This is a genomic window from Enterocloster sp. OA13 (assembly GCF_022440595.1).
Lineage (GTDB): Bacteria > Bacillota > Clostridia > Lachnospirales > Lachnospiraceae > Enterocloster > Enterocloster hominis.
The window spans coordinates 6,026,640-6,050,228 of sequence record NZ_JAKNTF010000001.1 but is presented as its reverse complement, the minus strand read 5'-3'; the positions used below and the strand labels follow the sequence as shown (position 1 = coordinate 6,050,228).

At 51.2% G+C, this 23,589-nt stretch carries 21 protein-coding genes; 11 read left to right on the top strand and 10 right to left on the bottom strand.

Features of this window, described 5'->3' with window-relative positions; genetic code table 11:
• Positions 1–14 precede the first annotated feature (14 nt).
• Both MCJ35_RS27025 and MCJ35_RS27020 read right to left on the bottom strand, forming a co-directional pair.
• Positions 15–887: an HAD family hydrolase gene (locus MCJ35_RS27025; RefSeq protein ID WP_025484337.1), complete on the bottom strand. Its 873-nt coding sequence runs from the start codon at positions 885–887 to the stop codon at positions 15–17.
• A 54-nt stretch (positions 888–941) separates the two neighbouring features.
• Positions 942–1,778: an HAD hydrolase family protein gene (locus MCJ35_RS27020; RefSeq protein WP_008723859.1), complete on the bottom strand. Its 837-nt coding sequence runs from the start codon at positions 1,776–1,778 to the stop codon at positions 942–944.
• 196 nt (positions 1,779–1,974) lie between these two features.
• Here MCJ35_RS27020 and MCJ35_RS27015 point away from each other — a divergent pair, with 196 nt between their 5' ends.
• The gene (locus MCJ35_RS27015) at positions 1,975–4,179 is read left to right on the top strand and encodes an extracellular solute-binding protein (protein ID WP_240299711.1); all 2,205 of its coding nucleotides are present in this window, start codon (positions 1,975–1,977) and stop codon (positions 4,177–4,179) included.
• 177 nt (positions 4,180–4,356) lie between these two features.
• Complete coding sequence (locus MCJ35_RS27010) at positions 4,357–5,934, top strand: AAA family ATPase (protein ID WP_025484339.1); 1,578 nt, start codon at positions 4,357–4,359, stop codon at positions 5,932–5,934.
• Between the two features lie 291 nt (positions 5,935–6,225).
• On the opposite strand, the gene MCJ35_RS27005 is transcribed toward MCJ35_RS27010, so the two are convergent.
• The 7 genes from MCJ35_RS27005 to MCJ35_RS26975 are packed head-to-tail and all read right to left on the bottom strand — an operon-like array spanning position 6,226 to position 13,549.
• Entirely contained in the window at positions 6,226–7,833 is a 1,608-nt protein-coding gene (locus tag MCJ35_RS27005) for an ATP-binding protein (RefSeq protein WP_025484341.1), read from the bottom strand.
• Positions 7,830–9,311 carry a vWA domain-containing protein gene (locus MCJ35_RS27000; RefSeq protein ID WP_025484342.1) on the bottom strand — a complete coding sequence of 494 codons (1,482 nt, stop codon included), beginning with the start codon at positions 9,309–9,311 and terminating at the stop codon, positions 7,830–7,832. The genes MCJ35_RS27005 and MCJ35_RS27000 overlap by 4 nt, the downstream gene beginning before the upstream one ends.
• Entirely contained in the window at positions 9,308–9,742 is a 435-nt protein-coding gene (locus tag MCJ35_RS26995; RefSeq protein WP_120058724.1) for a DUF3783 domain-containing protein, read from the bottom strand. Before MCJ35_RS26995 ends, MCJ35_RS27000 begins: the two co-directional genes overlap by 4 nt.
• Positions 9,743–9,777: 35 nt before the next feature.
• Entirely contained in the window at positions 9,778–10,230 is a 453-nt protein-coding gene (gene dtd, locus MCJ35_RS26990; RefSeq protein ID WP_008723850.1) for a D-aminoacyl-tRNA deacylase, read from the bottom strand.
• A 16-nt stretch (positions 10,231–10,246) separates the two neighbouring features.
• A complete protein-coding gene (locus MCJ35_RS26985; RefSeq protein WP_025484344.1) occupies positions 10,247–12,064 on the bottom strand; it encodes a glycerophosphodiester phosphodiesterase in 1,818 nt (605 codons plus the stop codon).
• Positions 12,061–12,741 carry a GTP pyrophosphokinase gene (locus tag MCJ35_RS26980; protein ID WP_008723845.1) on the bottom strand — a complete coding sequence of 227 codons (681 nt, stop codon included), beginning with the start codon at positions 12,739–12,741 and terminating at the stop codon, positions 12,061–12,063. The genes MCJ35_RS26985 and MCJ35_RS26980 overlap by 4 nt, the downstream gene beginning before the upstream one ends.
• Before the next feature lie 31 nt (positions 12,742–12,772).
• Complete coding sequence (locus tag MCJ35_RS26975) at positions 12,773–13,549, bottom strand: S1 RNA-binding domain-containing protein (RefSeq protein ID WP_025484346.1); 777 nt, start codon at positions 13,547–13,549, stop codon at positions 12,773–12,775.
• Positions 13,550–13,759: 210 nt separating this feature from the next.
• Between MCJ35_RS26975 and MCJ35_RS26970 the strand changes: the two genes are divergently transcribed.
• The 9 genes from MCJ35_RS26970 to MCJ35_RS26930 all read left to right on the top strand — a co-directional run bounded on the left by MCJ35_RS26970 (position 13,760) and on the right by MCJ35_RS26930 (position 22,699).
• A complete protein-coding gene (locus MCJ35_RS26970; RefSeq protein WP_025484348.1) occupies positions 13,760–14,569 on the top strand; it encodes a phosphatase in 810 nt (269 codons plus the stop codon).
• The gene (locus MCJ35_RS26965; protein ID WP_008723839.1) at positions 14,569–15,552 is read left to right on the top strand and encodes a LysR family transcriptional regulator; all 984 of its coding nucleotides are present in this window, start codon (positions 14,569–14,571) and stop codon (positions 15,550–15,552) included. Before MCJ35_RS26970 ends, MCJ35_RS26965 begins: the two co-directional genes overlap by 1 nt.
• Positions 15,553–15,677: 125 nt before the next feature.
• Positions 15,678–16,094 carry a Fur family transcriptional regulator gene (locus tag MCJ35_RS26960; protein WP_008723837.1) on the top strand — a complete coding sequence of 139 codons (417 nt, stop codon included), beginning with the start codon at positions 15,678–15,680 and terminating at the stop codon, positions 16,092–16,094.
• A gap of 124 nt (positions 16,095–16,218) precedes the next feature.
• Complete coding sequence (locus MCJ35_RS26955; RefSeq protein ID WP_008723835.1) at positions 16,219–16,764, top strand: NADH peroxidase; 546 nt, start codon at positions 16,219–16,221, stop codon at positions 16,762–16,764.
• A 235-nt stretch (positions 16,765–16,999) separates the two neighbouring features.
• Positions 17,000–18,517, top strand: a complete 1,518-nt coding sequence (locus tag MCJ35_RS26950) for an amino acid adenylation domain-containing protein (protein ID WP_025484349.1) — start codon at positions 17,000–17,002, stop codon at positions 18,515–18,517.
• A gap of 37 nt (positions 18,518–18,554) precedes the next feature.
• Complete coding sequence (locus tag MCJ35_RS26945; protein WP_240299814.1) at positions 18,555–19,847, top strand: alanine racemase; 1,293 nt, start codon at positions 18,555–18,557, stop codon at positions 19,845–19,847.
• Positions 19,847–20,074, top strand: a complete 228-nt coding sequence (locus MCJ35_RS26940; RefSeq protein WP_008723830.1) for a phosphopantetheine-binding protein — start codon at positions 19,847–19,849, stop codon at positions 20,072–20,074. Before MCJ35_RS26945 ends, MCJ35_RS26940 begins: the two co-directional genes overlap by 1 nt.
• A gap of 14 nt (positions 20,075–20,088) precedes the next feature.
• Complete coding sequence (locus tag MCJ35_RS26935; RefSeq protein WP_240299710.1) at positions 20,089–21,666, top strand: MBOAT family O-acyltransferase; 1,578 nt, start codon at positions 20,089–20,091, stop codon at positions 21,664–21,666.
• Entirely contained in the window at positions 21,653–22,699 is a 1,047-nt protein-coding gene (locus tag MCJ35_RS26930; protein ID WP_025484351.1) for a hypothetical protein, read from the top strand. The genes MCJ35_RS26935 and MCJ35_RS26930 overlap by 14 nt, the downstream gene beginning before the upstream one ends.
• Before the next feature lie 71 nt (positions 22,700–22,770).
• Here the strand turns inward: MCJ35_RS26930 and MCJ35_RS26925 are convergent, their stop codons facing one another.
• Complete coding sequence (locus tag MCJ35_RS26925) at positions 22,771–23,541, bottom strand: MBL fold metallo-hydrolase (protein WP_353656090.1); 771 nt, start codon at positions 23,539–23,541, stop codon at positions 22,771–22,773.
• Between the last annotated feature and the right edge of the window lie 48 nt (positions 23,542–23,589).

Below are 23,589 nucleotides of genomic sequence, written 5' to 3'. Positions count from 1 at the left end.
ATCACTTGTATCTGCTAATGTGTAACTTTCCATGGCGGTAAAACAGGCAGGCATTCATCAAACCGTTCTATCAGCCCTGCCTCGCTCCCGGACCTGTACGTCCGGTTCAGGAACATTTCCATATATTTTTCCTTGAACTCCTTCCAGGAGCTTATCTCATCCCCTGGCCTTATGGGGTAAAACAGCACGCCGTTGTCATGGGCCGCCCTCATATCCCCGGGCGCATCCCCTATCATCAGCACACAGTCCGGGCCGTAGTGGTCCTTGACCAGGCCGATGCATTCCTTCTTGCTGCCTTCGTCCTGGGAACAGATCATGGACACATAGGGCAGCAGGCCGTTTTCCTCCCATTCCCTTTGAAGGGCTTCCCGGTCAGTGGCTGAAACCACTATGATGTCCGCATCCCGGCTGAGCCTTACTATGGACTCCTTCACATAGGGAAACGGCGGTATGCCGTAAACCATATCCGATATACGCTCATTGGATTCCAGGGACCAGTCAAGGGTCCTTTTAAGCACAGGGTCATCGGATCCTGCCAGCGCGGCATTGTTGGCGGCAGGCGCCTCCCGGAGCCATCGGCCCAAAGCCTCTGTGTCCGGGAACACAAAGTCATACTCCCTGACCTCATCCCAGTCCTTTAATAACTCAATGGACCTGTACAGCGTGATAAAACGTGACAGTCCCCTGTCCTTTGAGTACAGGTTCTCAAACTCCCAGGCCATCCTTGCATACTTGGATATGGGCTGTAACCCCCAATGCTTTATCATGGCCGGGCAGAAGCACTCTTTATGCTTTATCTCCATGGTGTCAAATGCACAGCCATCCGAGTCAATGCACACCAGCCTTTCATGCCTGGGCCTGAAACTTTCAAATACTTCCCTTCCCATCCTTTACCTCTCCTTTACCTCCATTGCAGCCAGCTGCCCACAGCGGTCAGTACACTAGCCTTCATTCAAAATGAACTTCTCAATGGCAATGGCAACCCCGTCTTCGTCAAATGGGGCTGTCACAAAGTCAGCCTCATCCTTCAGCCATTGAGGCGCATTTCCCACTACAACCCCGATACCGGATGCCCTTACAGCCTCTGCGTCCAGCACTGAATCCCCGATGCTCATGACCTGTTCCATGGAAATACCCAGCTTATCCAGAAGCTTCCTGATACCTCTGGTCCGGTCAAGGCCCTGGGGGAAGAACTGCATGTTCTCTCCCACCGGATCGGTTATATGGGCCACGCCTGAGTGCTCCACTTCGTCATATATCTGCTGCTGCAGTCCTGCCGGAATGCCGTACATGTTTACTTTTTCTATGCCAATTCCGTTCTCTGAAAAATACCGGGACGGTTCATCTATCACAATCTGCCTTCCCGCCTCAATGAACCACACATGGTGGGAGGGGACCGGATACCGCTCAAGATGGTCAGCCACAGCCTTTTCCAGGTATATCCTTCCTCCTGCGGCTATTTCCGTATATATATTCCTGCCCTCGAATACCCTGCACATCCTTGCGCTGTCCTCCGGCGTAAGGATTTCCTCATGGATGATTTCCCCGGTGCTGTGGTCCACTACCCTGGCCCCGCCTGATGTGATATAATAGCGGATCCTTTTTTCAGCTTCTATCTGGGGTGGCTGCATGTTCTCAGCCCTTCCGGTCGAAGGAACTATGTATATGCCTTTGTCCAGCGCTTTTCTGATTGCATACATATTTCTGACTGAAATGAACACCTGGTCCCGCTGAAGGGTCGTCCCGTCAAAGTCAAGAAGTATTGCCTTTATATCCATAGTAATCCTCCTGCATCTTTCATTTTTATTTCTTCTTAACTTTATATTATCACTCTGATTATCACGTGTCAATAATTTAGGTGTGTAAAATGTACGCAAAATTATCTCGTTCCAATTTCTTTGTCCCCATTGCTTTCAATTCTTGAAATGGGTATGTGATTATGATATACTTTCTGGTAAAAAGGGAGGACTATTTATGGCAACCATGAACGACATAGCCAAAGCCGCCGGGGTATCACGCGGCACAGTGTCAAACGTCCTGAACGGACGCGGCTGCGTCAGCTACGAAAAAATCCGGATGGTAGAAGACGCGGCCGCCAGGCTTGGCTATAGCCTTGACAAGCGCGCCAGCACCCTGCGCAAAGGGGTATCCGGTTCCATTGCCCTCATTATCCCTGACATTTCCGAAAAAAAATACAGCGATATCTACATGGGTGTCCTGGGGGCGGCAAAGGGATTTGACTGCAAGGTCTGCCTTTATATATCCGGGGACCAGCCCTACAGGGAACGGGAGGTCATCCTTGAGGCCATGAGGGAGAAAGTCATGGGTGTCCTTACCGTATCCTGCCTTGAGGACGGACGGGCTGAATACGCCCCCTTCCTCACCGCGGATATCCCCGTGGTCTTCCTTGAACGGCAGGGAACCCACCAGGCGCTCTGCTCCTACACCTTTGATATGGAGGAAGCGGCCAGGCTGGTTTCATCTGTCATCAGCCAGCCGCTGGAGGTATGTTTTCTATCGGATTCCTTATCCTTCCGGGACCAGCTGGCTTTAAAAACAGGCCTGCAGCGTCTGCTTCACCTGGAAGACGGTTCAATCTATGAAAATAACCACGGTGAGCTCTCCCCATCCTCTTACCAGCTGGCTGCGGACCATCCTCACGCGGATTACTGTATTGCCGGAAGCGGGCTTCTGGCGCGTCTGGCGGAAAATGCCTATACCCGGTTCACCGGCAGCAGTCCCTGCATCATCTGTCTTTCGCCGCTTACCGCGCTGCCGGACAACCACTATATTAACATCCAGCTGAATTACAGGTATCTCGGCATGTCGGCCGCCGAAGCGCTGATGAATACGCTGAACTTTGATAATCCACTGACATCCAGGATATTCATGCCCTCCGGGGTCTGCTATGGTTCCAGGGCAGTCATGCCAAAGGATAAGGACGCCAAAGCAGTATGCGGCATATGTGTAAAGGGCGGGTGTACCCTGCGCATGCTTGCCCACAACACCCCCACCATATCAGCCCTTAAAACCCTGATTCCCCAGTTCACCAGGAGCACGGGAATCGAGGTGGAGATCATCGCTACACCTTTAAGTGAGTTGCTGAACAAGGCAGGATCCGCGGATGATTGCTGGGACATCATAAGGGTGGACCCTTCCAGCCTGTCACACATGGCGCCCGGGATCCTTCTCCCGTTAGAAGAGGCTGACAGGGATGCGGGCAGTCATTTCAGGCATCTCCTGGATTCCATCCCAGGGGACTACTCCCGGTTCAATGGGACCTTATATGCCTATCCCTTTGACGTGAGCATGCAGCTTCTCTTTTACAGGAAATCACTGTTTGAAAGCGTGGCACAGCAGCGTGCCTTTTATGAAGGATCCGGCAATACCCTTAAGGTCCCCACTACCTACGGGGAACTGGAAACCGTGGCCAGGTTCTTTACCAGGGCGTGCAGGAGCGATTCCCCTACGCCTTACGGTTCCAGTATAGCCGCCTACACCAGCCAGACATCCGTAACCAGCGAGTATCTCCCCAGGCTTATTTCTGCCGGGGGACTGGCCTATACCCCCAAGGGAATGATTAACCTCCAGACCGATGCCGCCATCACTGCCCTGAAGGATTATATACGTTTTTCCAGATATGCCGATACCGCGCACACACAGGACTGGAGCGAGGTGGCCACCGGCTTTGTGAACGGTTCCTATGCAACCACCATCCTGTACCTCCACTATGCCTCCCGGTTTGTCAGGGCCGAGGGCGCTGCATTTAATGGGGATATCGGGTTTGCCCCATTGCCCGGCAACAATTCACTGCTGGCAGGCGGTTCCCTGGGCGTGGGCAGATTCTCCGGGCATGCCGCGGAGGCATGCCGGTTCATACAATGGGCCACCGGCCCGGATATTGCCCCGGCCCTTGTGATGCTTGGCGGGATATCCTCCTCGGCCATTGTCTATGAACAACAGGATATCATCGATTTATATCCATGGCTTAAATACCTGGCTGAACACATAAAGGACGGCATAAGCAGGCCGCTCCTGTCCTTCCGTTCCTTCAGCTATGACCAGAAAGAATTCGAATGTCAATTGGGGCAAAGGTTATTAGATGCCCTGAACGGGCGGAAAACGCCTGAACAGGCGCTGGCAGATGCCCAGGAATACCTGCGTTCCCTGAGCAGTTAGGCGGGAATGCAAAGGGGGCTGCCACACCAGGCTGGAATTTCAGCCTGATGGGGCAGTCCTTATTTTAGTATTTGTTTGAGAAAATTGTGGGAAATATGATTAATGCTGGATTGTTAAGGAAAAATACTTTACAATAGAAGAATATCTACTAAATTAGGAATGGGAGCGTGATAAGCTATGGGAGTATACTTAAATCCGGGAAATGATGGATTTAAAATGGCATTAAATTCTAAAATATATGTAGATAAAAGCGGATTGATTTCTTATACAAATTCTGTATTGAAGACGGAACAGCGTTTTGTCTGTGTGAGCCGTCCGAGACGTTTTGGAAAATCCATGGCTGCAAATATGCTGACTGCATATTATGAGAAAGATATTGATTCGTCAGAGATGTTTCAGGGGCTCTCTATTTCACAAGACGATATGTTCAAAAAGCATCTGAACAAGTACAATGTGATTTTTTTGAATATTCAGACGTTTTTAAGCCGGACGCATGATATCATGAAGCTGAGAAGCATGATTGAAAAGTCGTTGCTCCGGGATCTTATGAAAGTGTATCCGGATATTGATTACCTGGATCAGTCGGACTTAATCAGCAGCCTGATGGATATTTATGGAGAAACATCGGACCCGTTTATTTTTATTATAGATGAATGGGACTGTATTTTCCGTGAAAATAGGGAGGATACAAAGGGACAGAAAATTTATCTTGACTTTATACGCAATCTCCTGAAGGATCAGAGTTATGTCGCCCTTGCCTATATGACGGGTATACTGCCAATTAAGAAGTATGGTTCTCATTCCGCCCTGAATATGTTTGATGAATTTTCCATGACAAATCCCGGCCCCTTGGCTGCTTTTACAGGATTTACGGAATGGGAAGTAAGGGTATTGTGCGAACAGTATAAAATGGATTTTTTCGAGATACAGCGCTGGTATGATGGCTATTGCTTCGGAGGCGATACCCATATCTATAGTCCGCGTTCAGTTGTCAGCGCAATGCTGACCGGAAATTATGATAATTTCTGGAATAAAACAGAGACATTTGAAGCACTGCGTAATTATATTGTCATGAATTATAAGGGCCTGAAAGACACTGTGGTGGATCTTCTGGCCGGCGGGAGAAGAACCGTTAATACAAACACCTTTTCCAATGATATGACAACCTTTCAGTCAGCGGATGATGTACTGACCCTATTGGTGCATTTGGGATATCTGGGATATGATTTCATATCCAGAGAGGTGTTTATTCCTAACTCGGAAATATCTTCGGAATTTTGCAATGCGGTAGAGTCAGCCGGATGGGATATGGTGGTGAAATCCATAGAGCAATCAAAAAAGATTCTGGCGGCCACATGGAATATGGACAGTGAAACGGTTGCGATGGGGCTTTCAGAGTCCCATATGGAAACATCCATCCTGGCCTATAATGATGAAAATGCGTTGTCCTGTGTCATTTCCCTTGCCTATTACAGCGCACGGGAATATTATCAGTGTATCCGTGAATTCCCTTCGGGGAAAGGGTATGCGGATATTGTGTTTCTTCCTCGTCAGAATCACCTGGATAAACCGGGTATGATTGTGGAGTTGAAATGGAATCATTCGTCAGAAAGTGCAATCTCACAGATTAAGGAACGACGTTATGCCAAATCTCTGGAAAACTATAGCGGAAAGCTATTGTTGGTGGGAATAAATTATAGTACTAAGACCAAAGCGCATGAGTGCGTTATAGAGGAGTATTATAAAGAACCATAGTATCTGTATTTTGGAGTGCTCAAAGAAAATCAGAATATGTCAATCTTATCCGTACCGGAAAGATGCAATTAACGTATAAGACAAAGCACCGAACCGTTTATGTAGCTCGGTGCTTTGATGTTATGATCCTGCTTCTACATAGTCAATAATCTAATCTGCCTGACCTTCCTGTTGCTCAACTGCGTTTGGGATGATACGGCATAACCGTCAATTGTCAGCTGACGGAAGCCTCTGCACACTTGATTTTTTGCGTTCTCCACAAACATTGTACTTTGTAACCATCCGTGCTCCCTACCGTATCCTCTCCCTGATGGCCTGTTCCTGCTCATCAAATAAGAGTTCCTTATTATATCTGTAATACCTCTCACATTCATACTGTTCCAAAAACCACACACTGGCAGCGCTGGTATTCAGTTCCGTGACAAATATGACCATCTCCTGTCCGTTTCCAAAGGATGCCTCCATGAAGTTGAATGCATGCTCCAGTTGCCGGCCCAGGCTTTCTTTCCACGCTTCATAGTCATCGCTCCGTCCCATGAAACGGCCCCGCACCCACTGCCACGCCCCGTCCTTCCCGGCAGCGGCGCCTTTCACAGCCTCTTCCCGCATCTGCTGTGCATATCCTTCCAGGATGGCGATGCAGCTGCGTCTTATCCTGTCCTCCTGCCTTCCAAGCAGGCCGTTCCTCCTGCCGCCCAGCCGCTCCTTCTCCATGTCCTCTGCCAGCTGCTGCAGGATTTCTGAAGGCTGGGGCCGTCCTTCCTGCGCCGCGGGTCCCTGGCCGCCGGGCTCCCGCCTCATGGGTTCCTGCCCACCGGATTCCTGACTCACGGCCCCCTGTCCGCCATCTTCCGCCTGCTCCAGCTCCTGGCGGTACGCCTTAAGCTGTTCCATCAAAAGCTCCATGACCTGGTTTTCCGCCAACAGTCCCTTAAACCCATCCGCCAGTTTGGAGAGCAGAAGGCCCGTGACGCTGAGCCGCTCATCAAAGGAAGCCTTTGCCACCTTGTCACACAGGGCCTCGTTCATCATCCCGTCCAGGATTCCTTCCACCTGGTACTCATCCTGGTATTTATAGTAAAGCTCAAGGTAATTGGCAAAGTCCTTTGCAATCCTGGGGTGCTGGATATACTGTCCGATTACATTCCTGTCCGCCCGCTTGCCCAGCTTCTCATAGACCAGGATTAACTGTGACAGGTCCTCCCATCCCCTGGGCGTCGCAAACATTTTCCCATCCACCGTTGTCTCAATATGGCAGAAGTACTGGCCCTTGATTCCCAGATAGGAAATGATGGCAGGATGTATATTCTCCTTATAGGCATACTCCTTCCACACCCCAAGGTCCGGCTCCACGTCAATGCGCTTGATACGGTCCAGGGTCACCACGTCAAACTCCCGGACGGATTTGTTATACTCCGGCGGATTGCCGGCGGCCGTGATGATCCAGCCCTCCGGGATCTTGTGGCTTCCAAATGTCTTGCACTGTAGGAACTGAAGCATGGTAGGCGCCAGTGTCTCGGAAACGCAGTTGATCTCATCGATGAACAGTATGCCTTCCTTAAGTCCGCTGTCCTCAATTTTATTATAAATGGACGCCACGATCTCGCTCATGGTATACTCTGTCACCGCGTATTCCCGGCCCCCAAACATTTTCCTGTCTATAAAGGGAAGTCCCACCGCGCTCTGTCTTGTGTGGTGGGTGATGGTATATGCCACCAGCCCGATCCGGCACTCCCTGGATATCTGTTCCATGATCTGGGTCTTCCCCACGCCGGGAGGCCCAATCAGAAGAACCGGCCGCTGACGGATGGAGGGAATCACATACTCCCCATTATCATCCTTCAGAAGATATGCCTCTATGGTGTCCTTAATCTCTTCCTTTGCCCGCTTAATATTCATGAGTCCTGCTCTCCTGCATCCTTTGGTTTTCCGTTATACTCCATGATCTGTTCCTCCTCCAGCACCACCTTCATGGCCCAGGCGGGAACCGATTCATCGGAGAACATGTTTTCAATAAAAACAAATGCCGTGTCATAGGGCGGCGCCTGCACCGGATAGATGCCCTTGCCGTCTGTAAAATAAATCAGGCCCCGAAGGTTTGCCACCTCCCGTCTGGCCCTGAGCCCGTTGACATACTCAAAGGCCGGTCGGAAATCCGTTCCCCCATGCCCTTTTATCTCAAAATGTTCCATGTACTCCCTTAATTCCTCCGGACAGGTCACGACCACGTCGGACTGCACCGCATCATCACACTGTATGATGTGCACATGGACCTTCTTAAAATAGCTTTCCGACTCAGACAGCACATCGTATGTCTCTTCCAGGAACCGCCTTACCAGTTCGCCGGAACAGGACATGGAAGTGTCAATCACAATGGCAAAGTCCTCTATGCGGTAAACCTCCTTTGACTCCAGAGGCTCAATCAAGGGCATGTTCCCGTAGAGGGAAAGCCCGTAGGTATAAAAGGCATAGTCAAAGGAATCCGGGTCCACCTGCATTTCCTCCCTCATCACAGAGAACTTGCGCAGGAACCGACTGTAATCATAGCGTTCCCTGTTTTCCACCTGGACCTGGTCTAAAAGGCTCCTGTTATCCTCGGATTCGTCTTTGGAACCCATTGTCTCCATCTGGGTCTGTATCTTCTCACGGTTGTCGTTCCATTGATTCTGCCGGGGTCTGGCCTGTTTGCGGTCGTCCTCCTGTTCCCACAGATCGTGGCTGTCCACATGGAACTCGGAACGCAGCTGCTCCAGCCTGCGCTCAGGAAGCCCCATCTCCTTAAGGGCATGGTAAACACGCTCCGCGGTCAGGGGAATCCTTCCCGGTTCCCGCCCTGGCACCTGCACGCGTTCCCGCCCTGACGCCTTCACATGTTCCCGTCCTGGCACCTGCCCTTCTTTGCGCCCCTGTCCGGACGCATCCGCATCCTGTTCCCGGGCCAGCTGCTTTTCAAGCCTTAAATACGTTTCCCTGCGAAGGGGACTCTTCGGCACATGGACACACTTCTGATAGAGTCCGTCAATCACGGATTCCATGGCAATATCACATGCCAGGTCCCAGTAATCCTTATCCCTGTCCTTACGCGTATACATATGGCAGAAAAGGCAGTGGAACAGCATGTGCAGATACGCCCTGTTTACCAGACTTCGGCCCTGGCTGAACAGGCCGGTAAGGTACTCCGGCCCATAGTAGATGAGCCAGCCGTCCGTGGCAATCCCGCCGCGGCCCCAGTCAGCCTCGAATCCAAGACTGCTCAGGGACACGTCCAGGAACCTCATGTTCAGATATAGTTCATTCCTGGCCTGATAAAGGATCCTGGTACACAGTTCCACCTGGTCCAGTTCCTCCAGCTGCCTTTTCCTGGTCGGATCTGTCATTGTCCTTTTCCCGCAGTCATTGTCTCATGCTCTTCCTTCAGTTCCTCATACAGATGGTAGAAGGTCCAGGTGCTGTTGTGCTCTGTCAGCACTGCCTTCAGTCCAATCTTCGGCACCCCGGCCTTCCTCAGGTTCATTAAAAGCTCATCCAGGCGCCTGTTGGAAAACTGCTTAAGCACCATCATTTCCACCGGGATTACCGGAAGTCCTGCTTCCTCCTGCCCCTCAGTCTGCCCTTCAGTTTTTTTATCAGATGCCTGGAACCCATCCATTCCGGCCAGGTATCCAACGGTCTCCATCACCTGTTCCGGGCCGATGTTCCGGATCCGTATGCCCATGCGCACCAGCACGCCCTTCATCATCGGCACATGCTTCATGGTCTCTGGCCTGCCCGGATTATAATACAGTACTGTCTCTGTTAATTTTGCCATTTTATCACTCCTCTCCCATAGCGGCGCCCTGCCGCTTATTTAAACAGTTCATCGCTGTCCAGCATCAGGGTAAATGGCCCGTCGTTCAATAGCTCCACCTTCATGTCCGCGCCAAACCGTCCCTTTTCCACCACATCCACGTATTCGCTGCACCGTTCCATGAACCGTTTATACAGGGATTCCGCCATCTGGGGCGCGCCTGCTTTGATGAAACTGGGGCGGTTGCCCTTACGGCAGTCCGCATACAGGGTAAACTGGCTGATAATCAGCAGTTCCCCCTCCACATCTGCCAGTGATAGGTTAGTTTTTCCATTTTCATCCTCAAATATCCTTAAACGGCAGATTTTGTCCGCCATTTTTTCAGCCATCTGCACCGTATCCCCGTCAGCCACTCCCAGAAGTATCATGAAACCCTTTCCAATCCTTCCTAACAGCTCACCGTCCACTGTCACGCTGGCCCGGGTCACCCTCTGCACCACTGCTCTCATATGCATTGTCTCCTTTTCATCGTATCATCATTTTCAGGTATTCCATCAGGGTTTCCGTGGTTTCCTCCCTGTAGAGTATCTCCCGCGCCCGGGCCGGATAATCCGTAATGATATTGTCCACGCCCAGAAGCTTCATCTGGTCCATCTCGGTCTTGCTGTTCACGGTCCACACATGGATTGCCTTACCATCCTCATGGACCGCCTCCACCAGACGGCGGCTTACAAAGCTGGAACGGATGCTGATAAAGTCAAAATCCCCGCTCTCATAATAATTCCCATAGGCCGCGGCCAGTATATATCCGGTCCTCAGGTCCGGGTCCATGGCCTTAATCCGCTCCAGGTACTTAAGCTTGACCGAGGTAATGACGCACTGGTCCTCCATATCATACTCCCTGACCAGGGCAGCCACCTGCTCCGGCAGGCTGGTGTCATTGCCGATATTCTTAAGCTCAATGTTAAGCTTCATCCGCCCCTTGCAGGCTTCTAACACTTCCCTCAGTGTGGGAATCCGCTCCCCTTTAAACGTTGGCGAGAAATGGCTGCCCACATCCAGCTGCTCCAGCTGGGAATAGGTCATGCTGCCCAGGGTCCGGTCCACCCCTGCCACCCGCTTCAGGTTCAGGTCATGGCACACAACCACGATTCCGTCCGCCGTTGTCTGCACGTCAATCTCACTGTAATCAGCCATTTCCTCCATGGCCGCCTCCAGGGCTGCCATGGTATTCTCAGGCGCCATTTTAGAACTTCCCCTGTGGGCAGTTATCTCGGTCTGGCCAAGGACCGACCAGTCCGGGGATACGCCGTTGTACACCATGTCAAAAATCATGAACAGGCTGGCTCCGGCCAGGGCGCCTGTGATGGTAAGCATCCATTTCCGTTTGATATGCATCCCGCCCAGGTGCATATCCTCCGATATCCCAAAATCCCACGGCTGTCCATGGACATGCCCTCGTTCAAACTGGTAATAGACCACGGTAAGCGCTCCAAAATCCACTACCGATACCAGGATGGTCCCGATAAACAGCACCACCAGTTCAAGCCTTGCGCACACAGCCGCCAGTACGGCCATTGCAGCATAGCTTTCCACAAACAGCGTCACCACCACCGCGGACACCACCACGATCACGGAGTGAAGCAGGACCAGGAACAGGATAAGTACCAGGTTCAGCGCCAGCAGAAGGCCCACGGCCCTGGGCCATTTCCGTCCAAGGATCTCCATACTGCGCCTGAAACCATCCTGAAAATTCTTCTGTTCTATCATACAGGTAAAAAACACCAGCATGGTGGGAATGCCGATGAGGATCAGGAACACCACCACCAGCACCAGGCCCATCCTGGTAACAGGGCCGTGAACAATCTCCGCCATGACAAAATTGACGGGTTTTATCCTGGTAAGCAGACGGAGCAGCAGAAAACTGTTCATCATCAGGAAATCAGCAAAGGCCAGGGGCAGCAGCTTCCAGTTCCTTTTCTTACACTCATCCACTGCCTTATCCACCGCGCCCTTTAATATGGACAGGGAATCAATCCGTCTTGAATAGGCGGATGCCTGGTAAGCCGTTATAAGGCCCGCGATTTCAACCACCATGAGGACCATGCCCACGGCTATGGCGGCGGCCACGCAGGCAATGGTAAACGGACGCCAAAGAAAGGCCCCCATATTACTCATGGTAAGGTAACTGTACCCTGCCATGCGCAAAGAGAACCTGAGCAGCTGGTTTGCCAGCCTGATATAGAATGTACCTGCAACCAGCCGGAACAGTACTTCAAATACTGCCAGCTGGCGCAGGTTCAGTTTAATCACCTGATCTGTTTCCCTGATCAATCTGTTCACTTATATTCTTCTTCCGTCTGTCCTTTAAGTTCATCCTGGCGCTGTTCTTTTGCAAATGCCGTGATGGCCTCATTGAGGGAGAACATCTTGGCATCCAGCATATCCACCATATCCGCACAGGCCTTCAGCTCTTTTAGCAGGTTCTCAGGCGCATTGCCCTCGAACTTGTAAGCAATCTTGTGTTCCAGGCTGGCCCAGAAGTCCATGGCAACCGAACGTATCTGTATCTCCACCTTGGTCTCCACAGGGCCGTCCGTCAGATACACAGGGACCGTCACAACCATGTGATAGCTCTTATATCCGTTGGGCTTGGGATTCTTGATATAATCCTTTACATGAAGGACCGTCACGTCCCCCTGGGATGATATCATATCCGCAATCTGGTAAATATCCGATGTAAAGGAACAGATGATCCGTATTCCGGCAATATCGCTGAGCCGTTCCATCATATTCTCGATGGATACCTCATATCCGTCCTTCTTCAGTTTCTTCACAATGCTCTCAGCCGTCTTAAGCCGGGATTTGATATGTTCAATCGGGTTGTAGTCATAACGGCTTACAAACTCGTTATTCAATATCTCGATTTTAGTATTAACTTTCTTCAGTGCTGAATCATATAAAAACATGACTGAACGCCATTGGTCAACCTGATCATCCGTTTTGGGGATATTAGACATTCCTATCCCTCCTTATCTAGTTAATACCGGATCAGAGCTTCAGCCCCTTTAACAGGTCACCCAGCCCGGTGGACACCGATCCGGTCTCCTTGTAGTCAAATGTCTCATGTGCTTCCTGGTCAGCGGTCTGCTCAGCCAGCGCCCTCATGCTCAGGCTCAGCTTGCCGTTATCCGTGCTCAGGATCTTAACCTTAACGGTCTGTCCTTCCGTAAGCACTGCTCCCGGATGCTTAATCCTCTGTGTGCTGATCTGGGAGATGTGCAGCAGTCCGTCCACACCCTCGTCCAGCTTGATGAATGCGCCGTAAGGCTTGATGCTGTCCACGGTTCCTTCCACAACATCACCGGCCTTGAACTGTGCCATGCGTGCCTGCTTCTCAGCTTCCTTCTTGCCGCGCTCAACCTCGCGTCCGGAGAGCACCAGCCTCTTCTTCTCAGGGTCAACGGTGATGATCACACACTCCACATACTTGCCCTGCCAGTCTTCCAGTTTCTCCACATACTCAGTGGACAGCTGGGATGCCGGGATGAATGCGCGCACTTCCTCCAGTGATGTGACCACGCCGCCCTTGACAGCCTCGTTGATTTTCACCTTCACCACGGTCTTGTCTTCCATCATCTGTGCAAACTGGGCCCACTTGGCGCCTTCGCCGCTTTCTTCCTCAGCCAGCTCAATATGCCTCTTGTTCAGTGTCTGGTAGGATGCCTCCAGCTCTGCCGCAAAATCCTCCATGGTTTCCACAGGCTCTTCTGCGGTCACTGGGGCAGTTACCTCTGTTTCTAATTCCTTGTTCATTTCTTCACTCATAATAGTCTCCTCGCCTTCTGTATATGTAGCAAAATATTTTCCTCTCCATTATAACAACAACCCACCTAATATTTCTATAGTTTTCTTATAAAAATATACCAAAATTTAGTTTTTTATTCTTTTTTTATAACTTTTCACTGATAGGAAAATGTGATATGATTCAGACAGCAGCTGATATACGCAATTTCAGCAAGAAAGGACCTTTGTTCTATGATAGATTTATTGGACCTGCACACCCACACCACGGCCAGTGGGCATGCCTATAACTCCCTTTATGAGATGGCCGCATCCGCCTCCGGACGGGGCATCCGGCTTTTCGGCAGTTCCGACCATGCCCCTGCCATGCCCGGAAGCTCCCACTATTACCATTTCATTAATTTTAAAGTCCTCCCCCGCACCCTGTACGGCATGAAGCTTATGATGGGGGTGGAGCTGAACATCATGGATTTTGAGGGCAACGTGGACTTGGACCAGGACCTTCTGGAGAAGCTGGATTATTCCATTGCCAGCCTCCACCAGCCCTGCATAAAAAGCGGCACGGTTTCCCAGAACACCAACGCCTGCCTGGGAGCCATGAAGAATCCGGCCATCCACATCATCGGCCACCCGGATGACAGCCGTTTCCCCATTGATTACGATACGCTCACAGCCGCTGCCAGGGAACACCACAAGCTGTTAGAAGTCAACAACAGTTCCCTGACCCCCTTAAGCTACCGCCAGGGCGCACGGGAAAATTATGTGAAAATGCTGGAACTGTGCAGGCATTACCATACGCCTGTGATTGTCAACAGCGACGCCCACTGTGAGGCTGATTCCGGAAACCATGCAGCCGCCTGCGCCCTTCTTGAGGAACTGGACTTCCCCCAGGAACTGGTGGTCAATACATCCCTTGAACTTCTGTGCGGCTACATCCCCCGCCTGTCCGCCATCCTGGCCCAGCCTGAGGATGCAAGATGCGGCCAGCTTCCCAGGGATACGGCCGATACAGCGCCCGCATCTGTCACAGGAGGAACCAAGTGATGATTAACTTCCTGAATCTGGAGTATTTCCTGGTGGCGGCGGAGGAACTGAATTTTACCAGGGCAGCCAAAAAACTGTTCATCTCTCAGCAGTCCTTAAGCAACCATATCTCCAACCTGGAAAAGGAATTTGACGTGGTGCTGTTCAACCGGACTTCCCCCCTCACCCTGACCTATGCGGGCCAGTCCTTAAAGGCCAGGGCCAGGGAGCTATTGAACCTGAGGGACGAGACATATAAGGAGATTGCCGATATCAAGGATTTCTCCACGGGCCAGCTCTCCATCGGTGTGTCCCATACCCGCGGACGTGTGATCCTGCCGGAAATCCTCCCAACCTATCAGGCCCGGTTTCCCGGTATTGAGCTTAACCTGGTGGAGGGCAATTCAAGCCAGCTGGCCTCAAGCCTGCTTCACGGCAACATCGACCTTATGATAGACCTGCTTCCGTTTACAGTGGAGAATGTGGAAACCGTCCCCATCTGCGGCGAGGAAATCCTCATGGTCGTGCCGGATGAGGTAATAGAAAAGGCTTACCCAGGCCGGTTGGAGGAAATCAAGCATTCCCTTTCCGCCTCCACGGACATCCGCCTCCTGGAGCAGTGTCCCTTTGTCCTGTTAAAAAAGGGCAACCGGGTCCGCACCATTGCGGACGAAATATTCGAGGATGCCCAGATGAGCCCCAGGGTGGTGCTGGAGACAGAGAACATCGAAACCGTCCTCGCCTTATGCCGCAAGGGCATGGGCGTCACATTCTACCCCAAGATGTTCATGGCCACGGACCAGTCCGCCAGTTCCCCGCGCCACGCCCTGTTAGACCACTCCCGCCTGAACCTTTACTCCCTCAACTACTCCAGGGCACACGGTGTCCTCGGTATCGGCTACCACAAAGGACGTTATATGTCCAGGGCCACCCGGGAGTTCATACGGATTGCACGGGAGCATATCGCTTATCCGGCGGCGGAGGACTCACAGAGGGAGGCCTGAACAGATGCCCCCAAACATATGGCCCTGAACAGATAATCCGCAAAGCGCCTTGACATAGGGTATGATATCTGATAGAATACAAATAGTAACTGTTATCATTATTATATTCTATAGAAGGAGATGCTATGAAAACTTTAAAGTATAGCCGTCAGAGGGAATCCATCAAAGCCAGTCTGATGAACCGACATGACCATCCTACGGCAGACGCCCTATACGCCAGCATCCGTGAAGAATTTCCCAACATCAGCCTGGGAACAGTCTATCGTAACCTGAACCTATTGGTTGAAACCGGAGAGATAAGGAAGCTGACCTGTGGGGACGGCGCCGATCATTTTGATGGTGATACCCGGCAGCATTATCATTTTGTGTGCACTGAATGCAACCAGGTTTACGACATGGACCTGGGAGCCCTTGAGGAACTGAACCAGGATGCCCAAAGCTGCGCCCCAGGTATCATTGACAGCCACTATGTACTGTTCTACGGCCGCTGCAAGAATTGTTTGGGAAAAAAAGTTGATAAAAGTATTGACAAACCGGCTTAAATGATTTATATTATCAATATCAGTAATAATTACTATTATTGATAACAAGCAAACACTTCGTTCCGGGCATCTGATGTCCGGAACATAAAATGAAAACCATAAAAGGAAAAGGAGAATATTGATTATGAAGAAATGGGTATGTACAGTATGCGGTTATGTTTATGAAGGCGAAAATGCACCTGAGAAATGTCCACAGTGCGGTGTTCCGGCATCCAAGTTCAAAGAGCAGGAAGCTGACAAGATGGCATGGGCATGTGAGCATGAGGTTGGCGTTGCACAGGGTTCCCCTGAAGATATCATGATGGATTTAAGGGCTAACTTCGAAGGCGAATGTTCAGAAGTCGGTATGTACCTGGCTATGTCCAGGGTTGCCCACAGGGAAGGCTATCCTGAGATTGGTCTGTACTGGGAGAAGGCAGCATTTGAGGAAGCTGAGCACGCAGCTAAGTTTGCAGAGCTGTTAGGCGAGGTTGTCACAAGTTCCACCAAGAAGAACCTGGAGATGAGGGTTGCTGCTGAGAACGGCGCAACTGCCGGTAAGTTCGACCTGGCTAAGAGAGCCAAGGCCCTGAACCTGGATGCAATCCATGACACCGTTCATGAGATGGCTAAGGATGAGGCACGCCACGGAAAGGCATTTGCAGGCCTGCTGGAGAGATACTTCGGCTAATCATCAATCATAAGAATTGTCAGTCATTTTTAGGGATGCGGCAGGACCAATGCAGGTTGGTCTGCGGCATCCCTTTTTATGTCCTTAAGCAATGCGGCTTCCTCATTACCGCCGGGTCACCACAGACCCATCCCAAACCAACCGTCATAGAATCTTCAGAAATAATTCCCTTGAATCTGCTCTCCTTCTGTGCTAGACTAAGCACAAAAATCCATACGGACCGGAGGTCTTATCATTGATACAAAATATTCTGTGCTATCTTGAGGAATCAGAAAAAGCATATCCTGATAAACCGGCTTTTTCCGATGAACATACAGGACTGACTTACAAAGGGCTTCTGTCCCTGTCCAGACGGATTGGAAGCTTTCTCGGCAGGAAGACCGGCCCCAGACGGCCCATTCCCGTCATGACAGAAAAGAATGCCTATACATTGGGAGCCTTTATGGGGATTGTCCATGCGGGCTGTTTTTATATTTATCTGGATGCCGGGCAGCCGTCCGAACGGCTGAACCGCATCCTTAACACCTTACAGGCCGATATCATGATTGCCGACAGCCCAAGCCTGAAGGCGGCAGGCGCAATCTCCTTTGCAGGGGAAATCCTTGATATGGGAATGCTTCTGTCCCTTGGAAGCGATGCGGAGGACCCCCTGCTCCTTGCCTCCATACGCGGACAGGCCATGGATACGGACCCGCTGTACGGAATCTTTACCTCCGGCTCCACCGGAACCCCCAAGGGCGTGGTGGTGGGACACCGTTCTGTCATCGACTTTATGGAGCATTTTACGGAAATGTTCCATATAACCTCTGGGGATGTGATTGGCAACCAGGCGCCATTTGATTTTGATGTTTCCGTGAAGGATATTTATTCAACCCTGAAGACAGGGGCTTCCATGGAAATCATCCCAAAGCGTCTGTTTTCCATTCCCACAGGACTTCTGGACTACCTCTGCGATAAGAAGATAACCACAGCCATATGGGCCGTCTCTGCCCTGTGCATCATCACCACCCTGAACGGCTTCACCTACCGCGTGCCTGAACACCTGGACAAGGTCCTGTTCAGCGGCGAGGTCATGCCCGTGAAACATCTGAACACCTGGCGCAGTTACCTTCCGGATGCCATGTTTGTAAACCTGTACGGCCCCACGGAAATCACATGTAACTGCACATACCATGTGGTGGACCGGGACTTTGAACCGGGAAGCCATATCCCCATCGGGCTTCCATTTCCCAATGAAAAGGTGTTCCTCCTGGACGGGGATGACCGCCTGATCACAGAGCCGGGCATCTGCGGGGAACTGTGCGTGTCAGGAACCGCGCTGGCCCTTGGATATTACAGAGACAGGGAGAAGACAGCGGCTGCATTTGTCCAGAATCCCCTGAACCAGGATTATCCTGAAACCATCTACCGCACCGGGGACATGGCGTACTACGGTGAGGACGGATTACTATATTATCATGCGCGCAGGGATTTCCAGATTAAGCACATGGGCCACAGGATTGAACTGGGTGAGATTGAAGCCGCGCTCGAGACTGTCAGCGGGGTTGGACGGGCTGTCTGCATTTTCCTGGAAGAGAAAAATAAAATTGCGGCCTTCTACGAAGGGGAGGCGGATAAGAAAATGATTGCCGCCGGGCTGGAACATCTCCTTCCACGGTACATGTTCCCTAACCGTTATGTGAACCTGCCCGCCCTTCCCCTTACAAAAAACGGCAAGGTGGACCGGCAGGCATTAAGGAGGCTTTATGGGTGAGATGGATGAGATGAGTGGGATGAATGATAGGAAGCATCTGGATATACAGATCCTACGGCAGGCCGCCGGCTGGGGAACGCCTGCCTATGTGTTTGACCTGGATGCATTCGCCCTGCGCATCCGCCATATGAAGGAGATTCTTGGACAGGATATTAAAATCATATATGCCATGAAGGCCAATCCCTTCTTTACCCGGACAGCCGCTCAGGAAGCGGACGGCCTGGAGGTGTGCTCTCCCGGCGAATATGCCATATGCCAGAGGGCCGGTGTGCCCCCGGAGAAGATTGTACTCTCCGGCGTTAATAAGGAGGCGGCTCATATCAGGGAGGTTGTGGGCGGTGTCGGAAGTTGTGGCGCGGCTGTCGGAAACCCCGGCCCTGCCGCCGGAAGCCCCGGCCCTGACACCTATACTGCCGAATCCCTAAGCCAGCTGGCGCTGTTAGAGTCCTGCGCCGCCCAGGCGCAGGGGAGTCCTTTGCGTGTGCTGCTGCGCCTGACCAGCGGGAACCAGTTTGGCATGGATGAGGAGACAATCCTTTCCGTAATCCAAAGGCGGAACGCATATCCCCATCTGCATTTTACCGGACTCCAGTACTACTCAGGAACCCAGAAAAAGCAATCCGGCAAGATCCATAAGGAACTGGAACGGCTGGACGCCCTTCTGGCACGGATACAGGACGAACTGCAGTACGAAATCCGTGAACTGGAATATGGACCGGGTTTCCATATACCTTACTTTGAGGGGGAGTCCCCGGTGGACGAGGACGCCATGCTGGCAGATTTCAGGGCGGCACTTGACGCCATGGCGTTTAAGGGAAGCATTTCCCTGGAAGCAGGCCGTTTCCTGGCCGCGCCCTGCGGCAGTTATGTGACCCGGGTAGTGGATACCAAGCAGAACCAGGGGCAGGATTACTGTATCGTGGATGGCGGTATTAATCATGTGAATTATTACGGACAGGCCATGGCCATGAAAATCCCGGCCATCCGCCACCTTCCCCAAAGCATTTCCCAGGGTATGCCTGCGGACCATATCCCCGGTGAAAACACACAGTGGACGGTATGCGGTTCCCTCTGCACCTCAGGGGACATGCTGGTCAAGAACCTGCCCCTGTCCGGCTTAAGGACCGGGGATATGCTGGTATTTGACCGAATCGGGGCCTATGCAGTGACGGAGGGGATTTATCTGTTCTTAAGCCGCGGACTTCCGGCCGTCCTGACCTATGAAAGGGAGGCAGGACTGAAGCTGGTCCGGGGTGCGCTTCCCACCAGCCCGATAAACGACGGCAGCATCCAATATTTTGAAGATTGTATAAAAAAGGAGAATTCATAATGGACGAATTATTAGAAATTTTAGAGGACATCAAACCAAACATTGACTTTAAGACCTGCACCGGGCTGATTGATGAGGGATATCTGGATTCCTTCGACATCCTCTCTATTGTCAGCGAACTAAATGATGCATTTGAGATTGAAATATCACCTGTGGATATTGTGCCGGATAATTTTAATTCCGCCCAGGCCCTCTGGAACATGGTTGAACGTCTCAGGGATAATTAACAAGGGAGGGCATGATGTCTTTTCTTTCAATGAACTTCCTGTTGTTCCTGGCCGTTGCCATCCTGGGATATTATGTAATCCCTAAACGGCTGCAATGGGTATGGCTCCTTCTTTTCAGCTACATTTTTTATCTGGCTTCGGGGACAACGGCCGTTGTATTCATCCTGGCCACCACAGTCACCACATTCCTGGGCGGCCTGATTTTGGAATATCTGGACGGGAAGATGGACAGGGAACTTAACGGGCAGACACCCCCGTTAACGCCGGAACAGAAAAAAGCAGTGAAGGCACGTTACAAACGAAATAAGAAGCGGATTGCAGCTGCCGTCCTCCTCATAAACTTCGGTATTCTGGCCGTGCTCAAATACAGGAACTTTGCAGTGGGGAACGTCAACCAGCTGTTTGGGACTGATTTTGCCTTGGGGAAACTGATACTGCCCCTTGGCATTTCCTTTTATACCTTCCAGTCCATGGGTTATCTGATTGATGTATACAGGGGAAAATATGCTCCTGACCACAACCTGTTCCGTTTTGCCCTGTTCGTCTCATTTTTTCCGCAGATCCTGCAGGGGCCAATCGGGCGTTATGACCGGCTGGCATCCCAGCTGTTCAGCCAGAGGAAATTCAGCCTGGAACGTGTTGAACGGGGCCTGCAGCTAATGCTTTGGGGATATTTTAAGAAAATCGTCATAGCGGACCGGGCCGCGGTTGTGGTGAATGAGGTGTTTGGCAATTATGAAGCCTATACAGGAATTGCGGTCATTATGGGGGTCCTGTGCTATTCCATCCAGCTGTACGGCGACTTTTCCGGCGGCATGGACGTGGTGATGGGGGCGGCTGAATGCTTCGGCATTTCCCTGGACCAGAACTTCAAACGTCCTTATTTCGCCCGTTCCATCTCTGACTTCTGGCACCGCTGGCATATTACCCTGGGCACCTGGATGAAGGACTATGTATTCTATCCATTTTCCCTGTCCAAGGGGATGAACCGTTTTAGTAAATACTGCAAGAAGAATCTCGGCAGGCATGCCGGGCGGGTGCTCCCGGTGTGTATCGCTAACCTGCTGGTGTTTTTCCTGGTCGGCGTATGGCACGGGCCGGCCTGGAAATATATTGTTTACGGCCTGTATAACGGAATCATCATTGCCGCGGGCAACCTGGCCGCCCCCCTGTACCAGAAGGCGGCCCTGGCGCTCCACATCCCAACGGAATCCAAAGCCTGGGGCCTGGTCCAGATTGCAAGGACCTTCCTTCTGGTCAATATAAGCTGGTACTTTGACATGGCCCAGGACCTTAAGGCGGCCTTTATCATGATGAAGAACACGGTAACAGGCTTTTCCTTCTCCGCCCTTACGGACGGAACCCTGATGAGGCTGGGTCTGGATAAAAAAGATTATCTGGCCCTGATACTGGCATGCGGGGTATTATTCACGGTCAGCCTCCTTCAGGAAAATCAGGTGGAAATCCGCTGTTCCCTCGCCAAAAAGCCCCTGGCCGCCAGATGGGGCATATATCTGATGCTGCTTTTTGCAATCCCGCTTCTGGGACAGATCAATCTGACGAGAGGAGGTTTTATTTATGCACAGTTCTAAAGATCCCGCCCCCCGCTCCGGTACGCTCCGGGCAATACTCCGGGCATTTTTGTTCCTTGCCCTTTGCGTGTGCATCACCATGCTGCTTAATTATGCCTTTATCCCTCCCAGTTCCGTGAGGATTAACCTTCACAATCTGAGGAACGGGCAGCAGTATGATACCATTTTCATCGGCACCTCCCATGGACAGTACGGGATTGACCCTGCCGCAGTTGACCAGGCCGCCGGAACCAGCTCCGTAAGCCTGTGCATGGCGGACGCCTATCCGGATGATATGTATCATCTTTTAAAGCTGGCCTGCGAAACCCAGTCCCCTTCCCAGGTGGTATACGAACTGGACCCATCCTATTGGATGAATGAACAGCGAAACGGCTCCACACAGATATTCTTCTATCAGGACTTCCCGGTATCAAAGGCAAGATCCTCCTATTTCATGGATAAGATAACCGGCCTGGATTTCCGGTCTGCCCTGGCCCCCTGGAGTTATTACAGGAACCTGTACGCACAGATACCGGAAAATATAAGGAAAAAGCAAAGCGCAGCCTATAAAGATTATGACCCGTCCATCCTGGATATCCCGGTGGGTCATTACGGCGGACGGGGATTTATCTACCGGGACCGTGTGGCCGGGGAGGACAAAGGCACCTATAACAACATCCCCTGGGATGAAACCATGGTAAAAGAAAAGGCAGCCCGGTATTTTGGCAGGATTGCGCGGTACTGCCGTGAAAATGGAATCCGGCTCACTGTAATCACCACCCCGGTTCCCCAGGACACCTTAAACCAGTTCAGCCAGTCCTATCTTCAGTCCCATGAATATTTTACTAAGCTCATGAACGGCTGGGGGCTTGCATATTATAATTTCAATTACTTGAAACCGGAGCTGACGGACCGCTCCATGGAAGGGTATTGGGACTATGACGGACATATGGACGGGATAAAAGCCGGGGAATTCAGCACACTGCTGGGACAGTTCCTGACGGATCTGGAATCAGGGAACATGGATGAGGGAACGTATTTTTTGTACCAGTAAATGTTCCCCGCATCCAGGGACCGCAAAGGCGCGCGGCCGCTCCACAGCTGGAGCGGCCAAACAATTTACATCTATATATGGATTTGAAATTCCCCAAAATCAAATATGCCATTCCCTTGCGCCAGCTTTCCCTCATTTGATAGTCCTTCGAATCCCTTTTCAATCGTTTCAATCATCGTGACAGGGACATATAACTGATGGTGTCCCGGCAGAATCCGGCTAACACTTAAGGCCCGGACTTTTCTTACAGACTGAAAGAACTGCTGTGGATCAGTGGTGGGATAGAATGCATCAAGACATCCGCGATATATCAAATCGCCGGAGTATAAATACTTTCTGTCCGGTTCATAAAAGCAGCAATGCCCCGGCGAATGTCCGGGAGTATGGATGACCTTCAGCGTCCTGTCTCCTAAATCCATGCAATTCCCCTCACGAAAAACTTTCTTAGGTGTCCCATGGAAAATCTGATAATCATCAATGGAAAAATCCTCCGGTAACTCACAAGGTCTGCACGTCAGATTATTCTTCACCATTTGCAGAGGTATGGGGAATCTGACTGACAGCCAGTCCTTCTCCGTTTCATGGACTGCAATATTTTCAAAGTATCCATGACCGCCTATATGGTCCCAATGGACATGGGTCGTCATCACCATGACAGGTAACGAAGTCAGGCTGTCAACAGCTTCCCTTATATTGCCAATCCCTAAACCTGTATCAATTAAAACAGCTTTCTCTTTCCCGCATAACAGATAGCAATGTGTTTCTTCCCAATGCTTATATTCACTTATAGCAAAGGTATCGCTATCAATCCTTTCAATGGTAAACCAATTTTTCATATTCATGACTGCCTCTAAATGATGGTTTGTGAAACGCGCCTTCCCCCGCCAAAG